This is a genomic window from Pseudarthrobacter quantipunctorum (assembly GCF_045291495.1).
GTDB classification, from domain to species: domain Bacteria; phylum Actinomycetota; class Actinomycetes; order Actinomycetales; family Micrococcaceae; genus Arthrobacter; species Arthrobacter quantipunctorum.
In genome coordinates, this window is the sequence record NZ_CP148033.1 from 3,016,847 (window position 1) to 3,034,577 (window position 17,731).

The 17,731-nt window shown below is 65.2% G+C and carries 19 protein-coding genes and 1 pseudogene; 5 read left to right on the forward strand and 15 right to left on the reverse strand.

Annotated elements, in window-relative coordinates:
* Nucleotides 1-2 precede the first annotated feature (2 nt).
* Genes WHH00_RS13655 through WHH00_RS13665 form a run of 3 tightly spaced genes read right to left on the reverse strand, consistent with a single transcriptional unit; the run spans nucleotide 3 to nucleotide 3,257 of the window.
* A complete protein-coding gene (locus tag WHH00_RS13655) occupies nucleotides 3-1,511 on the reverse strand; it encodes a sugar ABC transporter ATP-binding protein (RefSeq protein WP_406633558.1) in 1,509 nt (502 codons plus the stop codon).
* Between the two features lie 53 nt (nucleotides 1,512-1,564).
* Complete coding sequence (locus tag WHH00_RS13660) at nucleotides 1,565-2,725, reverse strand: substrate-binding domain-containing protein (RefSeq protein ID WP_406633560.1); 1,161 nt, start codon at nucleotides 2,723-2,725, stop codon at nucleotides 1,565-1,567.
* Nucleotides 2,726-2,774: 49 nt separating this feature from the next.
* The gene (locus WHH00_RS13665; protein ID WP_406633562.1) at nucleotides 2,775-3,257 is read right to left on the reverse strand and encodes a hypothetical protein; all 483 of its coding nucleotides are present in this window, start codon (nucleotides 3,255-3,257) and stop codon (nucleotides 2,775-2,777) included.
* Nucleotides 3,258-3,464: 207 nt separating this feature from the next.
* Here WHH00_RS13665 and WHH00_RS13670 point away from each other — a divergent pair, with 207 nt between their 5' ends.
* Nucleotides 3,465-4,553 carry a LacI family DNA-binding transcriptional regulator gene (locus WHH00_RS13670; RefSeq protein ID WP_406633564.1) on the forward strand — a complete coding sequence of 363 codons (1,089 nt, stop codon included), beginning with the start codon at nucleotides 3,465-3,467 and terminating at the stop codon, nucleotides 4,551-4,553.
* Here the strand turns inward: WHH00_RS13670 and WHH00_RS13675 are convergent, their stop codons facing one another.
* Nucleotides 4,554-4,784: a hypothetical protein gene (locus WHH00_RS13675; protein WP_406633567.1), complete on the reverse strand. Its 231-nt coding sequence runs from the start codon at nucleotides 4,782-4,784 to the stop codon at nucleotides 4,554-4,556. It abuts the gene before it with no gap.
* A gap of 82 nt (nucleotides 4,785-4,866) precedes the next feature.
* Nucleotides 4,867-5,952, reverse strand: a complete 1,086-nt coding sequence (locus WHH00_RS13680) for a hypothetical protein (protein ID WP_406633569.1) — start codon at nucleotides 5,950-5,952, stop codon at nucleotides 4,867-4,869.
* 251 nt (nucleotides 5,953-6,203) lie between these two features.
* On the opposite strand from WHH00_RS13680, the gene WHH00_RS13685 reads away from it, so the two are divergent.
* From WHH00_RS13685 to WHH00_RS13695, 3 genes are all read left to right on the forward strand, one after another.
* A complete protein-coding gene (locus WHH00_RS13685; protein ID WP_406633571.1) occupies nucleotides 6,204-6,929 on the forward strand; it encodes a hemerythrin domain-containing protein in 726 nt (241 codons plus the stop codon).
* A 9-nt stretch (nucleotides 6,930-6,938) separates the two neighbouring features.
* A complete protein-coding gene (locus tag WHH00_RS13690) occupies nucleotides 6,939-7,304 on the forward strand; it encodes a hypothetical protein (RefSeq protein WP_406633573.1) in 366 nt (121 codons plus the stop codon).
* 140 nt (nucleotides 7,305-7,444) lie between these two features.
* On the forward strand, nucleotides 7,445-7,966 hold the full coding sequence (locus WHH00_RS13695) for an HNH endonuclease (protein ID WP_406633575.1): 522 nt from the start codon (nucleotides 7,445-7,447) through the stop codon (nucleotides 7,964-7,966).
* 4 nt (nucleotides 7,967-7,970) lie between these two features.
* Here WHH00_RS13695 and WHH00_RS13700 read toward each other — a convergent pair whose 3' ends face one another.
* Complete coding sequence (locus WHH00_RS13700; protein WP_406633577.1) at nucleotides 7,971-8,348, reverse strand: VOC family protein; 378 nt, start codon at nucleotides 8,346-8,348, stop codon at nucleotides 7,971-7,973.
* Nucleotides 8,349-8,772: 424 nt separating this feature from the next.
* Between WHH00_RS13700 and WHH00_RS13705 the strand changes: the two genes are divergently transcribed.
* Complete coding sequence (locus WHH00_RS13705) at nucleotides 8,773-10,044, forward strand: right-handed parallel beta-helix repeat-containing protein (RefSeq protein ID WP_406633580.1); 1,272 nt, start codon at nucleotides 8,773-8,775, stop codon at nucleotides 10,042-10,044.
* A gap of 50 nt (nucleotides 10,045-10,094) precedes the next feature.
* Here the strand turns inward: WHH00_RS13705 and WHH00_RS13710 are convergent, their stop codons facing one another.
* From WHH00_RS13710 to WHH00_RS13750, 9 genes and pseudogenes are all read right to left on the reverse strand, one after another.
* Nucleotides 10,095-10,595, reverse strand: a complete 501-nt coding sequence (locus WHH00_RS13710) for an SRPBCC family protein (protein WP_406633582.1) — start codon at nucleotides 10,593-10,595, stop codon at nucleotides 10,095-10,097.
* A gap of 134 nt (nucleotides 10,596-10,729) precedes the next feature.
* Nucleotides 10,730-11,026, reverse strand: a complete 297-nt coding sequence (locus WHH00_RS13715) for a hypothetical protein (protein ID WP_406633584.1) — start codon at nucleotides 11,024-11,026, stop codon at nucleotides 10,730-10,732.
* Between the two features lie 793 nt (nucleotides 11,027-11,819).
* Nucleotides 11,820-12,219: pseudogene (locus tag WHH00_RS13720) on the reverse strand (VOC family protein).
* A gap of 149 nt (nucleotides 12,220-12,368) precedes the next feature.
* Nucleotides 12,369-13,130: an HpcH/HpaI aldolase family protein gene (locus WHH00_RS13725; protein ID WP_406633586.1), complete on the reverse strand. Its 762-nt coding sequence runs from the start codon at nucleotides 13,128-13,130 to the stop codon at nucleotides 12,369-12,371.
* 44 nt (nucleotides 13,131-13,174) lie between these two features.
* Nucleotides 13,175-14,152 (reverse strand): aldo/keto reductase, encoded by a 978-nt coding sequence (locus tag WHH00_RS13730; RefSeq protein ID WP_406633588.1) that lies wholly within the window; start codon nucleotides 14,150-14,152, stop codon nucleotides 13,175-13,177.
* Nucleotides 14,152-15,042, reverse strand: coding sequence for an ATP-binding cassette domain-containing protein (locus tag WHH00_RS13735; RefSeq protein WP_406633591.1), 891 nt, complete (start codon nucleotides 15,040-15,042; stop codon nucleotides 14,152-14,154). The genes WHH00_RS13730 and WHH00_RS13735 overlap by 1 nt, the downstream gene beginning before the upstream one ends.
* A complete protein-coding gene (locus WHH00_RS13740; RefSeq protein ID WP_406633593.1) occupies nucleotides 15,039-15,881 on the reverse strand; it encodes an ABC transporter ATP-binding protein in 843 nt (280 codons plus the stop codon). Before WHH00_RS13740 ends, WHH00_RS13735 begins: the two co-directional genes overlap by 4 nt.
* On the reverse strand, nucleotides 15,878-16,798 hold the full coding sequence (locus WHH00_RS13745; protein WP_258805112.1) for an ABC transporter permease: 921 nt from the start codon (nucleotides 16,796-16,798) through the stop codon (nucleotides 15,878-15,880). Before WHH00_RS13745 ends, WHH00_RS13740 begins: the two co-directional genes overlap by 4 nt.
* Complete coding sequence (locus tag WHH00_RS13750) at nucleotides 16,795-17,730, reverse strand: ABC transporter permease (RefSeq protein ID WP_406633595.1); 936 nt, start codon at nucleotides 17,728-17,730, stop codon at nucleotides 16,795-16,797. Before WHH00_RS13750 ends, WHH00_RS13745 begins: the two co-directional genes overlap by 4 nt.
* Nucleotide 17,731 lies beyond the last annotated feature (1 nt).

Sequence of the window (17,731 nt, forward strand, 5' to 3'; positions counted from 1 at the left end):
TTTCAGACTCCCTGCACTGCGAGTTGGAGATATTCCTCGTCAGCGATCTCGCTGCGGGGAATATCACGGATGATGGAGCCGTCCTTGAGGACGAGGACGCGGTCGCTGACCGCGAGTAGTTCGGGGTACTCGGAGGAGATGACGATGACGGCCTTGCCTGCGCCGGCGAGCGCACGGATCATGTCCAGGATTTCGCTCTTGGTACCGATGTCGACGCCGGCCGTTGGCTCGTCCAGGATCAGGATGTCCGGATCGGTGCCCAGCCACTTGGCGATGACCACCTTTTGCTGGTTGCCGCCGGAGAGGAGACGCACCGGGCGGTGGGGGTGCGCAACCTTCACCGCGAACTTCTTGATCAAGGACGAGGACAATTCCTTGCCCTTGGCACCGTCCAGGAGCGGTCCCCGCTGGATCTGGCCCAGGAGGGGAAGCAGCAGGTTGTCCCGGACGGAGTGGTCCAGGACGAGGCCCTGGGCCCTGCGGTCCTCCGGGATGAGGGCGACGCCGGCGTTGATGGCCTGCTGCGGCGAGGCAAGGGTGACCTTTTTGCCGCGCAGGAGGACTTCGCCGCTGTCCACCTTGTCAATGCCGAAGAGCGCACGGGCGAGTTCAGTGCGTCCGCTGCCCATCAGTCCCGCCAGGCCCAGGATCTCGCCGGGCCGGAGCGCGAAAGAAATATCCCGGACCCGCGGCCCCGCGTTGAGGCCGCGGACTTCCAGCAGCGGCGCCCCGGTGTGTTCCTCATGGTCACGCGCACGGTAGGAAAGCTGGCCCTCGATCTTCTTGCCCACGATGCCTTCCACGATCTGCTCGGGGGTGACGTCCGTCAGCGGCGCGGTGAGCAGGTGGCGGCCGTCGCGGAGGATGGTGATCCTGTCCGCGAGCCTGTACACCTCATCCATGCGGTGGGAGATGTAGATGATTGAAATGCCACGCTGCTTGAGGCGGTCAATCAGTTCGAAGAGCGCTTCGGACTCGTGCCGGGCCAGGCTGGCAGTGGGTTCGTCCATGATCAGCACCTGCGCGTTCTGTGCGAGTGCCTTGGCGATCTCGGTCAGCTGCCAGTAGGCAGTACCGAGCCGGGAGACCTGGGCGCGGGGATCGACGTCGACCTCCATCTCTGCGAAAACTTCCCTGGCCCGGCGCACCGCCGCACGGTCGTCGATGAGCCGTCCGGGACCGAGCGGTTCCGCGGCCAGGAAGATGTTCTGTGCAACGGTCAGGCTCGGCACCAGGCTGAATTCCTGGAAGACCATGCCGATCCCGGCGGCCTTCGCGTCCTGGATCGTATTGATCACGGCCGGCTTGCCTCCAATGAGGATCTCCCCGGCATCTGCCTGGTAGACGCCCTGGAGAATCTTCATGAGCGTGGACTTCCCGGCGCCGTTGCCGCCCGCCAGTGCGTGGACCTCGCCCTTGCGGACGTCGAAGCTGACGTCCTTCAGGACGGGAACGCCGTTGAAGCCCTTGGAAATCGAGCGCATCTCGACGACATTGTCTGCGGTGTTCATCGTTGCCCTTTCGGTGCGGTGCGGGGTGGACACCCCGCACCGCCGGTTTTTGGCTACTTCTTGTAGGAGTCCTGGATGTCCTTCGGGGCGTCCTCGTGGTAAACCTGCTTCCAGGCCTCCAGGACGTTGGAGTGGTCAACCGGGAGGGCACTCAGGGCCACGTAGGCGGGCGCTTCCTTGCCGATGAGGGCCCCTGCGCCCAGCCGGGCTTCCGTGACACCCTGGTCGAACGGAACCTGGGCGCCGAGGCCGACTACGAGTTCGTCCTTGGCCAGCGCAATGGCGACGTTCTTGCCCAGGTCCTCCGTGGCGATCTTCAGGTCCTGCCGGCCCGCGGCCCGTGCAGCGGCCATGACGCCTTCTGCAGGAACATCCCACACCGCCCAGATGCCGGACAGGTCAGGGTACTTGCTCAGCATGGCGTTGGCAGCGGCCTGGGCATCCCCAGCGAAGTCAGGGCCGGCAATCCCCTTTTCTTCGACCACCTGGATGTCCGGGTATTCCTTGGTGATGGTTTCCTTGAAGCCGTCATAGCGCTGCTTGGTCACGAAGAAGTCGGCCTGGTGGAACACGAGCCCGATCTTCCCCTTGCCACCCAGTGCTTTGGCCATCTGGTGGGCTGAGACAACGCCGTTGCCGTAGTTGTCGGCAGAAACAACGGAGACGTAGTCCTGGCCGGCGGTCAGTCCCTGGGGGATGTTGTCCATGAAGACGAGCTTGGTGCCGGCCTCCGCGGCCTTCTTGTATGCGGATGCCGTGGCGATGGGGTCCGTGGGGATGGAAACGATGATGTCAGGCTCCTGCGTCATGACAGTCTCGATATCCGAAACCTGCTTGTCCGGCTTGAAATTCGCATCGGTTGTGGCGATGACCTTGATGCCGAGCTGTTCGAATTCGCTCTTCAGGCCGTTGACCTGGGCCGTGGCCCAGTCATTTCCGCCGTAGTGCATCACGATGGCGGCCGTGGCGTTGAGCGCCTTGACCTTCTCAATGTCTTCGGGCGTAAGGTCTGCTGCGGACGCCGGGGACGGCGTCTCGCCGTTGGGCCCTTTGCTGAGGACCTGTCCCTTGATCTCGTCAAGGGCCTGCTGGGCCTTCTCGGACACGCCGGCGTCGGGAACGCTTGAGGCGCCCGACGTCGAACTGCTGCAGGAAGCGACGGAAAGTGACAGGGCTGCGGCGAGGGCCACAAAGGGAAGCCTGCGGATCATCATTGTTCTCCAGTGCTTGGGTGGATGGATAGGGGTGGATGCCTGGAACGGGTCAGGCGAGGGCAAGGGCCAGTGCCGGTGGCACCGGGGACAGGACGAGTGCGCCGGAGGCCGAGGCTGAGCGTATTGCAGCGGCCTTGTCTGCGGCTCTCAGGAGCGCTTCTGCATGCACCTTGTCTACGAAGAAGCCCAGGGAACACGGTCCGTGGTGGGCCTGAACCCACTTGACCGCCTCGCCGGCGGCCTTGGCCATGCCGCCGGGAGCTTCCGCGGCCGGGCCGTGGATGGTGGACACTGACGAGGGTTTGCCTGAGTTGTCAACGGAGACCACCAGGCTGGCCCAGAGGAGATTGTCATCGAAGATTCCAATGACCGCCGAAGAGCCTGCGGAGACGAAGGCGCGGACGGCGGCTGCAAGATCGCCGGGCGCCGTATCCCCCAGCAGTGCTTCCAGGTTTGCCCACTGGGTGCGGTCGACGTCCCGGAGCGCTGCGTTCGGATCGAGCGCGAGTGCGTAGACGATGGGGCCGGGCATCCCGCTCCTTTCCTCGTTGAAATACTTGCTCCGTAAGCGTTTACGGTTTTTCCGTAAACGTTTACGGCAATCATCGTAAACGTTTACGGAGATTTGTGTCAAGGATCACTTTGGGAGCTGTTTTAAGCGGCTGCGATGGCCTGGCCGACGTAAGATCGATAAGGCACGGAGCCGGGGTGTGTCCGTGCGGTGCAAGAAGGAGAGCAAGTGGCAGGCATAGCGGTTCCCCACAAGGCGAACGAGAGGCTGGCGGATGGCCCGCTGCGCCGGAAGCCCACCATCAATGATGTGGCGAGCATGGCCGGCGTTTCCTTCGGCACGGTTTCGCGGGTCCTCAATGATGCACCGGACGTGAGCGCGGCAACGCGGCAACGGGTTCTGCAGGTGATCAAGGACATCGGGTACCGCAGGAACAGGGCGGCAACGGCACTAGTCACCAGCCGGTCCACGTCCATCGGCATACTTTCCGATGGTTCCCCGCGTTTCGGCCCGGTGGGAACACTGATGGCCCTCGAGAACGTTGCACGCACGAAGGGCTACGCCACAACCGTCATTAGTGTCGAACAGCCGTACGAAGAGTCAGTCCAGGCCGCCCTCGACACCCTGGACGATACCGGGGTGGGTGGAATCATTGTCATTGCACCTGTGGTGGACATGGCGGCAGCTGTATGGAATGCCTCGTGCCGTGTGCCCGTGGAGATGATCGCCGCGGGAGCATCGTCCACGCCAAACGTCTTCACGTACTCGGAAAACCAGGAGCTTGGCGCACGGCTGGCCACCCAGCACCTGATCGACCTGGGCCACACGGACATCGCCCACTTCGCCGGCTCCATGGACTGGTTCGACGGGCGGGTGCGCAAACGCGGCTGGGAGGCCGCGCTCCGCGACGCCGGACTTGCACCGGGGCTATGCCCGGAGGGCGACTGGAGCCCGCGCTGGGCCTACGAAACCGCCCTCAAACTCGTGCGGGAAGAAAAGATACCCCAGGCCATCTTCGCCGCCAGTGACCACACGGCGCTCGGGCTGATCCGCGCTTTCGCCGAAAACGGGGTCCGGGTCCCGGACGACGTGAGCGTGGTGGGTTTCGACGATATTGAAGGTTCCGATTACTTCCTGCCTCCACTCACCACCGTGCGCCAGGATTTCACGGCGCTGGCGCATATGAGCATGGAGGTGCTTCTCGGTGCGATGGAGGGGCGGGACGTGGACCGCACCCCCATCGCACCCACGCTTGTGGTCCGCAACAGTGCCGTCCAGGCCAAATCCCGAAGCATAAAGAAGACAAAGAAGCAGTAGTTATTGCGGCTCTTCCTCGTTCGCGGTGGCCTCGACCCAGTCGATGGCGTCGTCCGGGAAGCAGTGCCCCGGGGTTTCATCCTGGCTGGCCCACCAGGAGTCATCGCTGGCCGGTCCGCCGGCCTCCGCAATCTCGGCCACTATTGCAGCCGGAACCTGATCGCCGTTGTTGTTGATCAGCCACTGCCGCGTCGATGGCTGCAACTTCGTCCACCACTGTTCGATGCCCATGGCCGTAGTGTCCCATGCCGGCAGGACCGGCGTCACCGCCCGCGGCGAAGCCGGCGGCAGCACCGCCGTCGTACTCTCTCTATTACTCCGCCGCGGAGCGCGTTCCCGCATCCGTGCTGGACCCCGACGTCGGCACGAAGTTCCAGTCGAAGGACCCGTCCACCCGCAGTGTCAGCCGGAGGAACCCGTGGGTGTCGCTGAAGCGCTTGACGATGTACGGCGGGCTGCTGGTGAAGGGGCGGAGGCCGACGCCGCCCGTGGAAACCTGGAAGGACGTCATCCCGTCGCTGACGCACTGGTCGTCGTTGTTCACCGGGCACGAGCGTTCGTAGTTGTGCTGCGACCCGGACAGGGTCAGGCGGACCCGGTGCTTCCACATCACGTCGATCCACGGTTTGTGATCCACATTCCGCTCATGCGTTTCCGTGCTGGAGGTGAAGTACGGCTCGTGGTGCACCACTGCCAGGTGCTTGCCCGCAGCCTTGGCGGCAGCAAGGTCTCGGTCCAGCCACGTTGTGAGCGCCTGGGCCCGCGCGGGGTTGTACCGCCAGTGCGCGGAGGACAGGAACGCGAAATGCCAGTTCCCGAAGTCCTTCGAGTAGGGCTGCCCGTTTTCGATGAACCCGCGCTCATGGTTGATTGCGGCCTTGGCAGAGGACCCCGGGCATTGGCCATTCATGAAATCGTCGAGGTCCTCATTGCGGCCGGGTTTCCAGTCATGGTTGGGGGCGGATACCCAGTACAGCTTGGGCAGTGTGCCGCCCCAGAGCCTCGACCAGTACTTCACATAGTCCTCGCAGTAAGCGGCGTCGTACTGGAAGTCCCCGATCCCCAGGAACGCGTCGATTTCGTTGTTCTGAACGAGCCGCGTGATCGCCGCGGCGTTCCGGCCGGACGGGCTGTCAGGCGCGTAGGTCCTGACGCCGTTCATGTCGCCCACGGCAGCGATCCGGACATCACGCAGGGGAAAGACAGGCTTGCCATAAGGTGGCGGCACGGCTGCCGGAGGGGCGGGCGCCGGGGACAAGACAGTGGGGGACGGCTGGCCCGGCGGCTGCGGGGCAGGTTGCGGGGTGAAAGTGCAACCCGCAACAGAGACGGCCAGGAGGGTTGCGGCAGCCGCGGCCACGCTCCGGAAGGACCTGCGTCGCGGGAGTGCTGGCTGCATCCGGTAACCCTCCATGAAACCGGCCTTCGGGTGGTCCTGCGAGGGACAACCAGGCGCACCGGCACCTCTGATGTTCCTTAGGCCCGGATGGGCTGTCAAGGGCACGCCTTGCGCCTCAATCGGGCTCCTGGTAGCAGCCTCTGCCGTGGCACCGGCGGCTGGTCCGGGCCATTGTTCGGCTTTGGTGCAAGCGATAAAATGCTCCCGGGGAGAGGTCCTGGTCTCGCTTGACCGCCGTTAGGGGCCCTCCAATGACCGACTTCTTCACCATGCAGCCCGGCGAGACCGCACCTCCATTGCCGCCCGGACCCGTCCTGTGCACCGGGACTGCGGGCATGCGGCGCATACACCGCTTTTTCCTGTGGGCGTACGACGAGGCGCCCGGCCTGGTGCGCTCCGTGGGTGCTGGCGACACTGCCCGCGCCGCCTACGTGGGGGAAGTGCTGGGGAACTTCGACAAGGTGCTCCACATCCACCACGAGGGCGAGGACCTGCTGATGTACCCGCAGCTGGGCCAGCGGGCACCTGCGTGCGCCCTGCACGTGGCGCAGATGCTGGAGCAGCACCGGCAGGTCACCCAGCGGCTCGAGGACATCAAGCCTATCCGCCTGCGCTGGATGGCGACGCCGGATGCAGAGTCCGCTGCGGAACTGGCCGCGCGCTACGAGGACCTGTCAGCAATCCTCAAAGTGCACCTGCGCCGAGAGGTCACGGAGGTGATGCCCGTTGCGGACAGGGTGATGACCGAGAAGGAAATGGAGGGGCTGGGGCAGCACAGCATTGAGCAGTTCGACAAGAAATTCCTGGTCACCTACCTGGGGATGGTGCTGGCCACGAATCCGCCCGCAGACCGGAAGGAACTGTTCAAGGAGATCCCCCCGCCGGTCCGCCTGGGCTACCGCCTCATCGGGCGCAGAATGTTCCGGAAACAGTACTCGACGCTCTTTCCTGGGCGCCCGGTCCCCGAGACGCTTTAAAGGCCGACCATGGTCTTCCTGTTTCCTGCGATCGGGCTGCTGCTTTGGATTGGCGTCCTTCTGGGTGCCCTGGTCCTGGTCGGTATCTTCTGGGCGGCGTTCGGTCTGGTAGTTGGGCTTGCGAACCTCGCGCACCTGCTCATTAGGGGAAACACCCGGCCGAGCGTGCAGCGAAAAACCGCCGCTGGCCTCAACCGGAACGTACTCCGGGCGCCGCCACCACCGCACGCAACCCGGGCCCCAGGCACGGCGGAGCCCGACAGGAAGGTTGCGTCCGAGATATGGCCCAAATGGAACACGTCGCACAGGCGGTACGTCGAGGGCGAGAAGTCGCACTGGCAGGAGCAGTTCGACGCCTTAAACTACCGCGAATGAGCCCGTATTTGGGATGACGACTGTACGATCTCGTTATGCCCGGGACGGCAGCGTCACGGTCTGCGGACGAGTTGGGGGACATCCGAATGCCGGAACTGAAACGCATTTATTGGACACGCATTTGCCTTCGCCTGGCGTTCATGGCTGTCACCCTGTGGTTGTTCGGCTCAGCCATTCTTTCGCTCATGCCGCAGGCGGATGCCGGCGCCGGGTCCGGAGCGGCCACGGCAGCCGGAGTTTTCCGCTCCATGCTGGACCGCGTGGTGACCGGGGTGACGCTCCCGGGCGCGATCGCCGTCGTCCTCATCATTGCCGCGGCCGTTATCAACGCACGGGACGTTCGACGGCGGGATCCAGTGCGGCGATTTACGCGCCAGCAGCACCGCGCAGGGATGGCGCGGGCCGGCGGCGTATGTGAGATGGAGACTGGTTTTGGCCGCCGGTGCTCCCGCGCGGCCGAGCATGGCGACCACTTCTATCCCTGGTCTAAAGGCGGGTCCACCAGCCTGCAGAATTTTGTGGCCGCCTGCAGCCGGTGCAACCGCGCCAAGGGCGCACGGATCCCTTCGCCGGGCCAACAGATGCGGCTGGAGCGGCGACGGCGGACCTACGTCCCGCCTGACGGTGCGGTTGCCGTCGGCAAGAGGCAACCGCTTCCGTAGCCGGTCAGGGGTCAAGCCGCTTGCGCAGGAGGCAGAACTCGTTGCCTTCAGGGTCGGCCAGGACGTGCCATTGCTCGTCGCCTGTCTGCCCCACGTCGGCCGGGCGGGCCCCAAGGGCAAGCAGGCGTTCCAGCTCGGCGCCCTGGTCCCGGTCCACGGGGTTGACGTCGATGTGCAGAGGGAGGCGTCCGGTCCGCGGGTTGCTGCTCGGGCTCAGGATGATGGTGGGCTGCAGGCCGCCGAACCCGGCATCGGGCGGGCCGATCTCGATTGCACCGTCCTCCCGGTCGAGCTCGACATATCCGAGCACCTGGCTCCAGAAACCCGCCAGGAGTTCCGGATCGGCACAATTCAGGACCAGTTCGCTGATACGGGAGACCATGAACCCCAGTGTACGAAGACCATGCCCGGACTGTCTGGGAATTGATGTTTGTCTAGAACGTGCGCCGAGGCGAGGCGTCGGGCGTTTCGCAGGGGACACTCCCCCGGATCGGTATCGTCTGCCCGTCCTGGGCAACTTTTGCCTGTCAACGGGTCACGCCTGCTTTTAGGGATGAGTGCGCCCCGAACGCAGGCACATGTACGTGTGCCAAATGCCAAGGTGGCATTACCCCCCGTTAACGCGCGGGTAGCGGCGATTCAGCCAATGCAGTCCAGGACCTGTAAAATCTTTTGGTGCCTTTTTCAAGACCCCTCCCCCGCCCTTTCAGCTGCCGCCGTACCGAGTCCCTGGCCGGTGAGAACTCATGATGCTGGGGCGCCGGCGCTTCTTGGAGTGGGTTGGGGCAGCGGCGGTAACGGCCGGGGTGCCCAGCGCGCTTACTCCCCCGGCCACGGCAGTTGTTCCGTCCCCTGCCTACGCGAACACCCGCTTCGTCAGCAGCGGCGGGGACGATGCCAACCCGGGCACCAAGACAGCACCCTGGCAGACGCTTGGAAGGGTCAGGGCCGCGCTCGACGCCGGCGAAGTGGGGCGCGGCGACGCGGTCCTGCTGCGGCGCGGTGACGTGTTTTGGGGCTCCCTCAAGGTTCCTGTGCTGAAAGGGACAACGGGAGCTTTTACCCTCGGCTCCTACGGCAGTGGGTCGCTGCCACAGATCAACGGCTACAAGGTGAGCACTGACGCGTGGGCGCTGCACAGCCCCAACGTGTGGAAGCTGAACCTGACCGCCGGATCCGGTGAGTTCACCGGCAACACGGCCGGAACCTCAACCGACGTCGGATTCCTGAAGGCCGGCGGCACCATCCACGGCTGGAAGCGGTGGAACCTGGCTGACCTGGCGCAGGACTGGGATTTTTACAGCGACGATACCCACGTGTACGTGAGGCTGGGCGCATCCCCGGGTGCCGGCGTGGAGATAGCCGTGAAGCAGCAGGGTTTCCGTCCCGCCTCCAACACCAACGCCTCGGACCTGCACATCCTTGGCCACGGCGCCCACGGCGTGGGAATCTACGGGACCCAGAACGCGCAGATCACGGACTGCCTGATTGAGGAAATCGGCGGTTCGCGGGTATCAAAGACCACCCGGTACGGGAACGGCGTGGAAATCTGGATCGGCTGCGCGAACGTGCTGGTCCAGGGCAACACGATCCGGCAGACGTATGACACGGGCACCACCATGCAGGGCAGTGCCGAGGGATCCAACGTTGCGTGGACGGACTGCAGGTTCGTGGGCAACACCATTGAGAACTGCAACCAGAGCCTGGAGGTCTGGTCCCGGGGAACACCGGCTGCAGGTACGGGACACATCCGGTGCTCGTTTACGGACAACGACTGCCGCGATGCCGGCTTCTCCTGGGCTGCCAACATCCGGCCGGACCAGGCAGGCATGGGCACGCACCTGCTGACCTACGACGTTGAGCTGCCCTGCGACATCGAGATTGCCCGCAACAGTTTTGTGGGCGCCAAGGACAACTTCGTGCGCTCCAGCGGCACCGGGCGGCAGATCCCGGAGGGCATCAGGACCCACAGCAACACCATCTCGCTGGACAGCGGGCAGAAGATTGCCTACCAGCATCCGGAAACCATCGAGCAGCTCGAGGCATGGCGTTCCCGTACCGGCAATGGACAGGGGTAAGGCCATCGGGCCCGTGCCGGGCACCTCTCATTGATGCAGCAGCTCCCGTCTTAGGACGGGACCTCCTCATGTGCAGCGATGGATTCGGCGATTCGTTTGATCGCGGCGAGCGTTTTCGGAATGCCGTCCAGCGCCTGCTGGGTGCGGTCGGCGATCTGGGTTGATGCCCCTTCGCCGAACTTCTCCTCGAACATGGCCATCCCATCCGGCAGGAATTCCCACGACTCAGTGAGCGTGGTCCCGGCGTCTGCCGGTGTGAGGGTGAAGCCCCAACGGACAAACCTGCCACCCACCACCCAGGCGAACTCGCGGCCGCGCTCGGCAGCCACCACCTGGGACCGGGTCTCCCAGGTCCGCTGCGGCAGCTCATTGCGCCCGGTAAACCAAGCACCGGGTCGACCGGCGCTGTCCTCGTCGTCCCACCAGCACGACGTGCAGATCGGGCTCCACTCACCGGTGCGGGTGATGTCGGAGACCAGGTCGTAAAGTGTCTCAGCTGATGCTTGGACCGTGACCGACTCCTGGTATTGGCGGATGCTGCTCTGGTTCATGGGTCCATCCTTACTGGGGGTCATTTCTTCTGACGCCGGCTGCCGCCGTGCCAGTCCTCCTGCTGGCCGACGGTATCTGCGGCGACTCGGAGGGCAACTGATGGAACGACAACGGTGCGTAGAAACGTGCGTGGTCAGGGCACTCCGGCTGCAGATTCCGCCGCCGCCAGGGCTTGGGAAAACCTGTCCACCGCGAGCTTGTACTCAGCCGGGTTACCTGCGGTTTTCTCGTGGTCGGCGGCGCGCATGGCCCTGATCATGGCTGAAGTGGCCGGAAGGGACGTATCTGACATCGCAGGGTAGTCGAACTGCAACTGCGGGTCCACCTCGTAGGTGAGCCACCGCCGCTTCAGCAGGTCGTGCCGGTCTGCGGTCCTTCCGTATTCCTTTAGATCCGCCAGGGAAAGATTCCCCAATAACACTTCGTCCACGCCTGAAACCTGGGACGCTGTTCGAACTGCCTCACGCTGGCGGCCCAGAGCGTCTTCGGTCCCCAGAGCCAAAGGTGTCACGCCCTTTTGGGCGAACTGTGCGTTAAATTGGTAGGCCCGGATCTCCGCTGGGGTCAAAAAGTCCAGGTCGCCAGGAGATTTCCTAGCGAAGTCCCTGGAGCCGTGTGGGCTCGCTACGCTGCTGCGGGGGACGGGGTAAAAGTACTTTCCGCCGAAAAACCCTGCCACCGTTGCAACCCAGAACAAAAGGTCCGGAGCATCCACCGATACTGCCCCGACCGCCGCGCCCACCGTGCAAACTGCATGGCCCGTTGTGAAGAGGACTTTGGTGCGGCCCAGCCGGTGTACACGGCGGGGACGGTCCAGTTGCTTCTCATGGATTTCTTTGAGCTTCCCTGCCCAATCACTGGCATTGCTCACCAGTCACGCTCCTCAGTAATTCCGGACGGCGCCACCACCGTCAACTCGGACACCGGCGACATCCTGCTGCGCCGCCTGCCGCGGTCAACCCAACACCGGTGTAGGACTTGACCGTGTACGGTCCCCCTCGCCAACAATACCTGCGCGGGGATGCCCCACCTCCCTAAGTACAAGGGCTTCCTTGCATAGTTCCGGCAGCGCTGACGCTGCCGGTGGCATCTTGGACGAGCGCCCAGTTAGCTGGCTGTACGTGGGGCAACGTCGCCTGGAGCATGCGGCGCATCTCCGCCGTCCGTTCCGATGTGGCATCAGCCATACGGGAAGGGACTTGCCGATTAGCTGCGGCACCCGGTCAGGGGTCAAGCCGCCTGCGCAGACGGCAGAACTCGTTGCCTTCAGGGTCGGCCAGGACGTGCCACTGCTCGTCGCCTTTTTGCCCGACGTCAGCCGGCCGGGCTCCGAGGGCGAGCAGGCGTTCCAGCTCGGCGTCCTGGTCCCGGTCCGCCGGGTTGACATCGATATGCTGGGGGAGGCGTCCGGTCCGCGGGTTGCTGCTCGGGCTCAGGATGATGGTGGGCTGCAGGCCGTCGAACCCGGCGTCCGGGGGGACCGATTTCGATGGCGCCGTCCTCCCGGTCGAGCTCAACATATCCGAGGACTTTGCACCAGAACCCTGCCAGGAGCTCCGGATCGGCACAATTTAGGACCAATTCGCTGATACGGGCCCCAGCGTACGGAGGCCCTGCCTGGATCCACGCTTGTCCACAAAAGCACCATCGGGAGGCGCGGCGGGCGTCGGACGGCGGGTCCGGACCCTAAAGGTCACAGTGCGTCCCAGCGCATGCCGCATCAAGTGATACTGGATCGCCGGAAAAGCCGCATCAGGTGACAGGGCGTTGGGCTACTCCCCGCGGGCGGTGGACAGGTGGTTCGCGGCGGCAATTTCGAGGTGCGTGAGGTCGGATGCCACGGTGACGAAAGTGAAGCCCTCCGAAAGCCGCTGGGCAGCGATCTCACCGCTGGCCGTATGGATGGCTGCGATGACGCCGGCGTCCTGAGCCGCCTCCCGGATGGAAACCAGGGCAGCGTTGAACTCCTCGGCCACGTCCGGATCGTTCGGGAACCTGCCGCCCACAGCCAGGCAGAGGTCGGACGGGCCGATGTACACGCCGTCGATCCCGGGCACTGCGCAGATCTCCTTGACGTTGGCCAAACCTTCGGGCGTCTCGATCATGGCCAGGCACAGCACGGTGGCGTCGGCTTCGGCCGGCGTCGGCCCGATGCGAAGCGCTGAACGCATGGGACCGTAGGACCGCAAGCCGTGCGGCGGGTAGCGAACAGCCCGGACCGCGGCGGCAGCTTCCTCCGCGTTGTTGACCAGCGGCACAATGACACCGGCGGCACCGGCGTCCAAAGCCTGTCCGATAAACGCTGCATTGTTGGACGGAACGCGGACTATGCCCGCAGCCCCGGCCGCGTCAATCGCCATCAGCCCGTGCAGCCACCCGGAGTAACCCATCAGGCCGTGCTGCGCGTCCAAAGCCACGTAGTCATAACCCAGCCGCGCCACCCGCTCCGTGGACACGGGCGAGTCGAGGACCACCCAGTATCCGACGACGGGCTCATTGGCTCGGGCTTTTGCGGCAAATGATGCGGCACTCATGGCGGATTCCTCTTCAATGGGGAGATTCAATGGTCAGCGTAAGGTCAGCGGTTGTACTTGGGCATCGGTCCGTGGATTTCTGCAGCCACCGCGTCGCAGGCCGCCACAACATCAGCAGGCAAAGGCCCCTTGGCAGCAGCGGCGATGTTGGCCTGCAGCTGCTCCACCTTGGACCCGCCCAGCAGTATGGACCCGACGCCCGGCTTGCTGAGCAGCCAGCGGAAGGACAGTTCCGGCAGGGGCAACCCGGCGCCGTCGGCAATGTCACCCAACTGGCGGACCGCCTCGAACAGCCGGGGGTCCCAGTAGCGCTGCTTGTACATCTCGGCCAGCCGGGAGTTCCCGAACCGGCCCTCCGTGGGCGATTCGCTAAAGGAGTGCTTCCCGGTCAGCAGCCCGCCGCCCAGCGGGTTGTAAACCATGGTCAGCAAACCGGTCTGCTGGGCGAATTCCATGTATTCGTCCTCGATCCGGGTGGCCAGCAGATTGTACAGCTGCTGGGCCACCACCGGACGGGGCACGACGGCGGCATCGGCCGCTGCGTTCAGCTCGCCGATCTGCCAGGCGGCGAAGTTGGACACGCCCCAGGCGCGGATCTTGCCGTCGCGGATCAGCTGCCCGACGGCGGCGAGCGTCTCCGTGAGCGGCGCTTTCCGGTCCGGCTGGTGGAGATAGAAGAGGTCCAGCCGGTCCGTCGCCAGCCGCCGGAGGCTGCCTTCAACCGACAACCGCAGCCCCTCCGCGGACAGCGGTGAGTGCTCGCCGGCGTCGGGGTGCGGCATCCCCGCCTTCGAAGCGAGGATGACGGCGTCACGGTGCGCGGGCAGGAGCTTGGCCAGGATTTCCTCGCTTGCTCCCCCGGCATACCCGTTTGCTGTATCCACCACGGTGATCCCGGCGTCGAGCGCTGCGGAAAGCATGTCCGCAGCCACCTCTTCCGACGCCGTATCCCCGAAGGTCATGGTGCCCAGCGCCAGCTGAGAAATGGGAAGCTCCAGGCCTTCCACGGTGGTTCCCTGCATCAAACTGCTTCCTCCATCAGTACGGGTCCGCCCTGCGGCGCCACCTTGTTCAGTCTCGAGACCAGCTCCCGGGGCTTGCGTCCGGTCATGGTCAAGGGGTCAAGCGCCGCGGCCCGGAGCGCGCGGGTGTAGGGGTCACGCGGCCTTGTCAGCACCTGCTCGGTAGGACCCTGTTCCACAATCTTGCCCTTGGACATCACCACCACGTGGCTGCTGCTTTCCCTCACCACACCAAGATTGTGGCTGATCATCAAGTAGGTCAGCCCGCGGTCCCGCTGGATGTCCGCCAGGAGATCCAGCACCTGCGCCTGGACCGAGACGTCCAAAGCGCTGGTGGCCTCATCGCAGACCAGCAGTTCCGGCTTCGAGGCCAAAGCCCGGGCGATGCCTATGCGCTGCCGCTGGCCACCGGAGAATTCCGCAGGACGCCGGCCCAGGGCCGAGGATGGGAGCCCCACCTGGTCGATCAGTTTGGCCGCTTCCGCCCGGCGTTCCTTCCCGGAGCGGATACCGCGCAGGGTCAGCGGTTCGGCCACGATGTCCTCCGCAGTCAGGTGCGGGTCAAGTGAGCCGTAGGGATCCTGGAAAACCATCTGGACCTTTGACCGGAGCGGGCGCAGCTGCCGCGCCGGCATCCGCGCGATGTCCTGGCCGTTGAGCAGGATTTCCCCCGAGGTCGGCGTGAGCAGCCGGACGATTGCCTTGGCGATGGTGGATTTGCCGCAGCCCGACTCCCCCACGATGGCCACGGTACTGCCACGGGGGACGTCGAAGCTCACATCGTCCACGGCCCGGAAGCTGCTGCGGTGCACGGCGTAGTCCACGGTGAGGTTCCGGACGGACAGCACCAGGTCCTGCGCCACAGCCGAGGTGTCCACCTGGGAACTCATGAGCGAGCTCCGTCCAGGCTCGCCTGCGTGGAATCAGCGTGCGGTTCGCCGTCCCAGTGGCCCAGCTTCGGCACTGCTGCCAGGAGCTTTTTGGTGTACTCCGTTTGCGGGTTTTCCACGATCTGCTCCACTTCGCCGCTTTCCACGAACCTGCCGTCCTTCATCACATGGATCCGATCCGAGACGAGCCGGGCCACGCCAAGATCGTGCGTGATCATCAGGATGGCCACCTGGGTCCGTTCCTGCAGCTCCAGCAGGAGGTCCAGGATCCCTGCCTGCACCGTCACGTCCAGTGCGCTGGTTGGTTCATCGGCCACCAGCAGCACGGGGTCAACGGCGAGCGCCATGGCGATCAGGACGCGCTGCAGCATGCCGCCGGACAGCTGGTGCGGGTATTTCTTCAGCTGCACCGCTGGGTCCGGGATGCGGACCTGCTCCAACAGTTCAAGGGAGCGCCGGGCCACCTCCGCCTTAGGGGCAGCACCCTTGCGCAGGACCGCCTCGCCCAACTGCCTGCCGATGGTGTGTACCGGGGACAGCGCGGTCATGGCGTCCTGCGGGATCAGCGCCACGGACCGGCCGCGGAGCTTGGCGAACTTCTTCGGCTCGGTCACCACGTCCACACCGTCCAGCACGGCGTGGCCGGAGATGACGGCGAGGTCGTCCGGCAGGAGCCTCAGGAGGCCCATCGCCGTCGTACTTTTGCCGGAGCCTGACTCACCGATGATGGTGACGGTCTGCCGGGGGTCGATGGAGAAGGTGATGCCGTCCACGGCGCGGATCACGCCGGCGGTGGTCATCAGTTCCACGGAAAGGTTTCGGACCTCCAGCACGCTCATGCGGTTGCTCCCTTCCGGCGGCGTACACGGTCCCGCAGGCCGTCGGCCAGCAGGTTGACCCCCACCACCAGGGTGGCGATCACGGCACCGGGGAGGGTGACGATCCACCAGGAGGTGGTGATGAAGTCCTGGCCGTCGGAGATGATCCGGCCCCAGGTGGCGAAGGGCCGCTGCGGGCCTGCGCCCAGGAAGCTCAGCGCGCTTTCCATCAGCACGGCCGTGGCCAGGAGCAGCAGGACCACCACGATCACCTGGTTGATGACGTTGGGGATGATGTGCTTCACCAGCGTGGTGAGCTGGGGTAGGCCCAGGACTTTCGCGGCCTGGACGTAGGGCTTTTCGCGTTCCACCAGCACCAGCGAGCGGGTGAGGCGGGCCGGCTCGGGCCACTGGGCAATGGCGATGACGAAGGTGATCACCGGGACGGAGGGGCCGAACAGGGCCACCACCAGCAGGAGCATCATGAGCAGCGGCAGCGAGAGCTGCGCCTCGATCAGGCGGGACACCACTGCGTCCACCCAGCCGCCGAAGAAGCCTGCGAGCGCCCCCAAGACAACGCCCACAATCCCCGAAATGACGACGGCGAGCACGCCGATGGTGAGCGACACCTGGCCGCCGTGCAGCACCCGGGAGAGGATGTCCCGGCCCAGCTGGTCCGTGCCGAAGAGGTGGCCTTCGCTCAGTGGCGGCAGGAAGCGGGAGGTGATGGCCTGGGCGTCGACGTCGGGCAGCGGCAGGACCTGCGCCAGGACGATGGGCAGGACCACGACGGCGGTGAGGAAGCCTCCCAGCACCATCTTCACCTTCGCCGAGCGCTCACGCCGCGCCGCGGAGGAGCGGCGGAGCAGCTGCTTGGTGACCGCCGTCGGGCGCTTCATGGCCTGTGCGGCGAGCGGGATTTCGTTGATGGTACTCATGCCACGGACACCTTTCCGAGCCGGACCCGGGGGTCCAGGAGCGGGTAGCAGAGATCGATCAGCAGCTGGACGCCCACGGCGAGGACTGCGGTCACCAGGACCGTGGCTTGGATCAACGGGTAGTCGCGGGTCTCAAGGGCACGGACCACCAGGGAACCAAGGCCGGGCCAGTTGAACACCACTTCCACTACCACCACGCCGTTGAGCATGCCCGCGAACCGGGTGCCCAGGGCGGTGAGGATGGGAATGGAGGAGTTGCGCATGGCGTAGGCCCAGGTGAGCTTCTGCTCTCCGGTGCCACGCGCCCGGGCCACCGTCAGGTAGGGGGCTGCCATGTTGGTGCCAACCTCCCGGCGCACCATGCGTGACACCAGGGCGATCTGCAGGATGGCCACGGTGGCCACCGGCAGCACTACCCCGGACCAGCTGGTGAAGCCGGAGGACGGGAAGATGGGGAACACCACCGCGAACAGGGTCAGCAGCATGATGCCAATCCAGAAGTCCGGCATGGACTGCCCGGTGATGGTCAGCACGTTGACGCCGAGTTCCCGCTTGGTGTCCGCGCGCTTGGCCATCCAGACGCCCAGGGGGATGGCCACCACGATGGCCAGCAGGATGGCGAGCACGGCCAGGAAGATGGTGTTGGGCAGCCGGGACAGCACCACGTCCAGGGCTGGTGCCTGGAAGGAGTAGGACTTGCCGATGTTTCCGGCGCCCAGGTCCCGAAGGAAGATGCCGTACTGGGTCAGCAGGGGTTCGTTGAGCCCCATGGAGATACGGATTTTTTCGAGGTCTCCGGTGGAGGCCAGCGGCCCGGCCAGGGCATAGGCCGGGTCGCCGGGAGCCATCCGGATCAGGACAAAGACTGTGGACACGGTCAGGAAGATCGTGAGCAGGCTCTGCCCCAACCGCTTGGAGACGTAGGAGAGCATT

Coding starts and splice junctions, on each gene's coding strand:
- WHH00_RS13675 (WP_406633567.1), bottom strand. CDS start 4,784: ATGGGCATCGAACAGTGGTGGACGAAGTTGCAGCCATCGACGCGGCAG.
- WHH00_RS13735 (WP_406633591.1), bottom strand. CDS start 15,042: ATGAGTTCCCAGGTGGACACCTCGGCTGTGGCGCAGGACCTGGTGCTG.
- WHH00_RS13725 (WP_406633586.1), bottom strand. CDS start 13,130: ATGAGTGCCGCATCATTTGCCGCAAAAGCCCGAGCCAATGAGCCCGTC.
- WHH00_RS13740 (WP_406633593.1), bottom strand. CDS start 15,881: ATGAGCGTGCTGGAGGTCCGAAACCTTTCCGTGGAACTGATGACCACC.
- WHH00_RS13690 (WP_406633573.1), top strand. CDS start 6,939: ATGGTCTTCCTGTTTCCTGCGATCGGGCTGCTGCTTTGGATTGGCGTC.
- WHH00_RS13750 (WP_406633595.1), bottom strand. CDS start 17,730: ATGCTCTCCTACGTCTCCAAGCGGTTGGGGCAGAGCCTGCTCACGATC.
- WHH00_RS13695 (WP_406633575.1), top strand. CDS start 7,445: ATGGCTGTCACCCTGTGGTTGTTCGGCTCAGCCATTCTTTCGCTCATG.
- WHH00_RS13665 (WP_406633562.1), bottom strand. CDS start 3,257: ATGCCCGGCCCCATCGTCTACGCACTCGCGCTCGATCCGAACGCAGCG.
- WHH00_RS13745 (WP_258805112.1), bottom strand. CDS start 16,798: ATGAGTACCATCAACGAAATCCCGCTCGCCGCACAGGCCATGAAGCGC.
- WHH00_RS13700 (WP_406633577.1), bottom strand. CDS start 8,348: ATGGTCTCCCGTATCAGCGAACTGGTCCTGAATTGTGCCGATCCGGAA.
- WHH00_RS13680 (WP_406633569.1), bottom strand. CDS start 5,952: ATGCAGCCAGCACTCCCGCGACGCAGGTCCTTCCGGAGCGTGGCCGCG.
- WHH00_RS13655 (WP_406633558.1), bottom strand. CDS start 1,511: ATGAACACCGCAGACAATGTCGTCGAGATGCGCTCGATTTCCAAGGGC.
- WHH00_RS13660 (WP_406633560.1), bottom strand. CDS start 2,725: ATGATGATCCGCAGGCTTCCCTTTGTGGCCCTCGCCGCAGCCCTGTCA.
- WHH00_RS13730 (WP_406633588.1), bottom strand. CDS start 14,152: ATGCAGGGAACCACCGTGGAAGGCCTGGAGCTTCCCATTTCTCAGCTG.
- WHH00_RS13685 (WP_406633571.1), top strand. CDS start 6,204: ATGACCGACTTCTTCACCATGCAGCCCGGCGAGACCGCACCTCCATTG.
- WHH00_RS13710 (WP_406633582.1), bottom strand. CDS start 10,595: ATGAACCAGAGCAGCATCCGCCAATACCAGGAGTCGGTCACGGTCCAA.